The organism is Streptomyces sp. NPDC007095, from assembly GCF_040634475.1.
Lineage (GTDB): Bacteria > Actinomycetota > Actinomycetes > Streptomycetales > Streptomycetaceae > Streptomyces.
This window is the reverse complement of sequence record NZ_JBEYFS010000413.1, coordinates 1-5317: the sequence shown is the minus strand read 5'-3', so window position 1 is coordinate 5317 and position 5317 is coordinate 1. Positions and strand designations below refer to the sequence as shown.

The following is a 5317-nucleotide window of genomic DNA, read 5'->3' as shown; positions in this document are numbered from 1 at the left end:
TCCGATTCCGCGTTGGGGTCGTTGTACGCGTCGACCACGGCGACGGTCAGGCCGGAGCCGCCGGTGGAGGGCAGGTTGTAGGCGCTGTGCAGGTTCGCCGGGCTCAGGCCGGACACCGCGGCGGCGGCGTTCGGTGAGATCGCGGCGGCCAGCTTCTGCTTGATGTCGGTGCGGCGCTGCGCGAAACAGGCCGCGTGACCGGCCGTCGGGGCGCCGCACAGGTGTGTGGTCGGCACCTTCTGGCCCGCCTTGCCCGTGGCGTGCAGGGCCTGCGCGGCCGGGGCGGTCAGGGCCTTCGCGTTCTGGGCGGCCCGGGAGGGCTTGGCGGTGGTCGGCGCCGGCTGCGCGTTCGCGGCCGGGGCCGCCATGAGTCCGGCGACCGTGAGGGCGAGGGCGGGCGCGGCGGCGGTCAGAAGTCTTCGCAGTCGCCGGGCGGGCCTGCTGGGGGGTGTCTCACGCATGGGTGCTGCCTCCATCGGTTTGAGGCCGGTGCCGTGCGGGCCGGGGTAGGGCCGCGCACGGCTCCACAGCCGGAAGTGGGGGTTCTCGGCGTTGCGTGGCAGGCCCGTGACGCGCGTAGCGTGAGAAAAGTGCGAATTTGCCATGGGCATGCCAATTCAGCGCCCCACCATGCCGCTGTACGTGACATGTCAGGACGGCCAGAACCTAGCCGGGGCCGATGACGCCCGGATAGCCACGCCCGAAGAACTTTGCCGCCCCATAGGGGGTCCATGGACGGTGCATGGAAGGCCCATGGACGAGACGCGGTGATGCCGGGGACGCAACGCGCGTCCCCGGCATCACCGGTGTCGTACCGTCAGAAGCCTTCGTACCGTCAGAAGTCCTCGTCGAAGCCGACCGAGCCCTCCACCGCCACCTGGTACGCCGAGGGGCGGCGCTCGAAGAAGTTGGTCAGCTCCTGGACGCCCTGGAGCTCCATGAAGGAGAAGGGGTTCTCGGAGCCGTACACCGGGGCGAAGCCGAGGCGCTGGAGACGCTGGTCGGCCACGCACTCCAGGTACTGGCGCATCGAGTCGGTGTTCATGCCCGGCAGGCCCTCACCGCACAGGTCGCGCGCGAACTGCAGCTCGGCCTCGACGGCCTCCCTCAGCATGTCGGTGACCTGTTGCTGGAGCTGGTCGTCGAAGAGCTCCGGCTCCTCCTTGCGCACGGTGTCCACCACCTCGAAGGCGAAGGACATGTGCATCGTCTCGTCCCGGAACACCCAGTTGGTGCCGGTGGCGAGACCGTGCAGCAGACCCCGGCTGCGGAACCAGTAGACGTACGCGAAGGCGCCGTAGAAGAAGAGGCCCTCGATGCACGCGGCGAAGCAGATGAGGTTGAGCAGGAATCGACGCCGGTCCGCCTTGGTCTCCAGACGGTCCAGCTTCTCCACCGAGTCCATCCACTTGAAGCAGAACTCTGCCTTCTCGCGGATCGAGGGGATGCTCTCGACGGCGTCGAAGGCGGCGGCGCGGTCCTCCGGGTCGGGGAGGTAGGTGTCCAGCAGGGTCAGATAGAACTGGACGTGGACCGCTTCCTCGAACAGCTGCCTGGAGAGATACAGGCGCGCCTCGGGGGAGTTGATGTGCTTGTAGAGGGTCAGCACGAGGTTGTTCGACACGATCGAGTCGCCCGTCGCGAAGAACGCGACCAGCCGGCCGATCATGTGCTGCTCGCCCTGCGAGAGCTTCGCGAGGTCGGCCACGTCCGAGTGGAGGTCGACCTCCTCCACGGTCCAGGTGTTCTTGATGGCGTCCCGGTAGCGCTCGTAGAAGTCCGGGTAACGCATGGGGCGGAGCGTGAGTTCGAAGCCCGGGTCGAGCAGGTTCTTTTCGGTGGAGCTCATTACTGGCAGGCCTCGCAGGACTCGGGGTTCTCAAGGGAGCAGGCGACGGCGTCCTCGTCGGGGATCGCCTGCACGGGGATGGTCTTCTCGGGCTGGGCCTGTGCCTGGGCGGCGCGGGCGATACGGGTCGCCGGGCGGGAGCGCAGGTAGTACGTCGTCTTCAGGCCCGACTTCCAGGCGTACGCGTACATCGAGGAGAGCTTGCCGATGGTCGGCGTCTCCAGGAAGAGGTTCAGGGACTGGGCCTGGTCCAGGAACGGGGTGCGGGCGGCGGCCATGTCGATGAGGCCGCGCTGCGGGATCTCCCACGCGGTGCGGTAGAGGTCGCGGACGTCCTGCGGGACCCAGGTGAAGCCCTGCACCGAGCCGTTGGACTCGCGCAGCGCCTCCCGGGTCTGCGCGTCCCACACGCCGAGGTTCTTCAGCTCGTTCACCAGATAGGAGTTGACCTGGAGGAACTCACCGGAGAGCGTCTCGCGCTTGAACAGGTTGGAAACCTGCGGCTCGATGCACTCGTACACGCCCGCGATGGACGCGATGGTGGCGGTGGGCGCGATGGCGAGGAGGAGGGAGTTGCGCATGCCCACGGCGGCGATACGTTCCCGCAGGGCCGCCCAGCGCTCCGGCCAGGTCAGTTCCACGCCGTAGTGGTCGGGGTGCAGGACGCCACGGGCCGTACGGGTCTTCTCCCAGGCCGGGAGCGGGCCGCTGCGCTCCGCGAGGTCGGCCGAGGCCTCGTACGCGGCGAGCATGATCCGCTCGGCGATCCGGGTGGAGAGCGCGCGGGCCCGGGGCGAGTCGAAGGGCACGCGCAGCTTGAAGAAGACGTCCTGGAGCCCCATCGCGCCGAGGCCGACGGGCCGCCACTTCGCGTTCGACCGGCCGGCCTGCTCGGTCGGGTAGAAGTTGATGTCGACGACACGGTCGAGGAAGGTGACGGCGGTGCGGACCGTCTCGTCCAGCCGCTCCCAGTCGATGTCCCCGTCGACGACGAAGGCGCCGAGGTTGACCGAGCCGAGGTTGCAGACCGCAGTCTCCCCGTCGTCCGTGACCTCCAGGATCTCGGTGCAGAGGTTCGAGGAGTGGACGGTGTGGCCCGGCTCCGCCGTCTGGTTGGCGGTGCGGTTGGCGGCGTCCTTGAAGGTCATCCAGCCGTTGCCGGTCTGCGCGAGGGTACGCATCATGCGGCCGTAGAGGTCACGGGCCGGGATGGTCTTCTTGGCGAGGCCGGCCGCCTCCGCCCTGCGGTACGCGGCGTCGAACTCGTCGCCCCACAGGTCGACCAGCTCGGGCACGTCGGAGGGCGAGAAGAGGGACCACTGCCCGTCGGCGTCGACCCGGCGCATGAACTCGTCCGGGATCCAGTGCGCGAGGTTCAGGTTGTGCGTACGGCGGGCGTCCTCACCGGTGTTGTCGCGCAGCTCCAGGAACTCCTCGATGTCGGAGTGCCAGGTCTCCAGGTAGACCGCGGCCGCGCCCTTGCGCCGGCCGCCCTGGTTCACCGCGGCGACCGAGGCGTCGAGGGTCTTCAGGAACGGGACGATCCCGTTGGAGTGCCCGTTCGTACCGCGGATCAGCGAACCGCGCGAACGGATCCGGGAGTACGAAAGACCGATGCCACCCGCGTGCTTCGAGAGGCGGGCCACCTGGTGGTAGCGGTCGTAGATGGAGTCCAGCTCGTCCAGCGGGGAGTCGAGGAGGTAGCAGGACGACATCTGCGGGTGCCGCGTACCGGAGTTGAACAGCGTGGGGGACGAGGGAAGGTAGTCGAGGCGGCTCATGAGCCCGTAGAGCGCCGCGACCTCGTCCAGGGCCCGGCTCGTGTCGTCCTCGGCCAGGCCCGACGCCACGCGCAGCATGAAGTGCTGGGGCGTCTCGATGACCTTGCGGGTGATCGGGTGCCGGAGCAGATAGCGGCTGTGCAGGGTGCGCAGGCCGAAGTAGCCGAAGCGGTCGTCGCCGTCGGTGTCGATCAGCGCGTCCAGCCGGGCCGTGTACAGCTGGACGAACTCCGCCGTGCGGTCGGCGATCAGGCCTTCGCGGTGACCCGTGGCGATCGACTCGGAGAAGGACGTGACGCCCTGTGAGGCGGCCTCCGCCGCGATGCTGATCGTCAGCAGCCTGGCCGCCAGCCGGGAGTAGGCGGGGTCCTCGGAGATGAGGCCCGCGGCCGCCTCGGTGGCCAGCTCGCGCAGCTCCGTGTCGTCCGCGCGCGCGGACCGGCCGCGCAGCGTGGCGGCGGCGACCCGGCCGGGGTCGGCGTCGGGGAGGTCGGCGGTGAGGTCGGTCAGGGTACGCAGCAGCGTGGTACCGGGACCGTCCGTCTCCACCGGGGCCTGCTTCCGCTGCTGCTGCTGCTCCTGCTGTGCGAAAGCGGTAGCTGAAGCCGGGTCGGCTGGCGCGATGGTCACTTGGGGCTCTCCCTCGCTAGGCACGGGGCCTGGCGGAGGGCAGGGCAGCTCACGAGCGCACACGGCGTCGCGTCCACCGGCCCATTCCGCGAGGCCCGGACGTCATGCACCCGGGCCGGATGGCCGGGCGCGCTGTCGGCAGGTCCTCGGACTGACGCGAGTACATGGGCGCGGGTGTGCGAACACGTACAAGTACACCGTTGCGGGACAGTTCCGGATTTGCACCGGATTCCCCTGCGGCGACAGCGAGCATGAGCATACATCTTGTGCCGGGCCGCGGTGACACCACCAGATGTTGTGTCGTGCCGGTGTCAGAGTGTCAACTCGTAGGTGAGGAGAGTGATGTCGTCGAGGTCCGGGAGCGGGTTCCAGTCGCGGTCGGGGGTGCGGGTGAAGCCGAGGCGTTCGTAGATGCGGTGGGCGGCGTGCATGGTGCGCTGGGTGGAGAGCACGACGCGTACGCAGCCGGCGGTGGTGCGTGCGTGGTCGACGCAGGCGCGAACGAGGGTCTCGCCGGCACCTCGGCCGCGGGACTCGCGTGCGACGGCGAGCATACGGATCTCGGCTTCGCCGGGGCGGGCTATGTCGGCCATGGGGCCGCCGCGCGGTACGAAGGTCACGGCGCCGAGGATGTGGTCGTGGTCCACGGCGACGAGGACTTCCGCGGCGGCGGCCCGTTTGGCCACGTCCCGCAGTTCGCCGAGGTACTCGTCATTCTCCCCGAAGTCGAGCAGGCCGTCGCCGAGGTAGGCCTGTGCGGTGATCTCGCCGATGCGGTCGTATTCGTGGGGGTGGGCGTGTCTGATGCGGAGGTCCATGCCGGTGAGTGTGCAACAGGGTGCGGGAACGGGCCGCCGGATTTTCGTCCGACGGCCCGTGGGGGTTGTTCGCGCGGTTCTTCGACTGCGGGTGGGTGGGGGCTTGGCGCGCAGTTCCCCGCGCCCCTGGGGCACGGGGCTGTGCCCCGGAGCCCCGGGTTTTTGGGGCGCGGGCCCTGGGCCACGGCTACTGGGCGCCCATCGCCTCGGTGATGGTGATGCGGCCGGACTTCCACCGG

General features: G+C 69.5%; 3 protein-coding genes, 1 pseudogene and 1 riboswitch. All 4 genes and pseudogenes read right to left on the bottom strand.

Annotated elements, in window-relative coordinates:
• A pseudogene (locus tag ABZ656_RS56260) lies at positions 1-461 on the bottom strand (hypothetical protein); the annotation flags it as partial.
• A 374-nt stretch (positions 462-835) separates the two neighbouring features.
• A complete protein-coding gene (locus ABZ656_RS56255) occupies positions 836-1849 on the bottom strand; it encodes a ribonucleotide-diphosphate reductase subunit beta (RefSeq protein ID WP_054228144.1) in 1014 nt (337 codons plus the stop codon).
• Complete coding sequence (locus ABZ656_RS56250; protein ID WP_101403732.1) at positions 1849-4179, bottom strand: ribonucleoside-diphosphate reductase subunit alpha; 2331 nt, start codon at positions 4177-4179, stop codon at positions 1849-1851. The genes ABZ656_RS56255 and ABZ656_RS56250 overlap by 1 nt, the downstream gene beginning before the upstream one ends.
• 200 nt (positions 4180-4379) lie before the next feature.
• Positions 4380-4554: riboswitch (cobalamin riboswitch) on the bottom strand.
• Positions 4555-4571: 17 nt separating this feature from the next.
• A complete protein-coding gene (locus ABZ656_RS56245; RefSeq protein ID WP_360280239.1) occupies positions 4572-5078 on the bottom strand; it encodes a GNAT family N-acetyltransferase in 507 nt (168 codons plus the stop codon).
• Between the last annotated feature and the right edge of the window lie 239 nt (positions 5079-5317).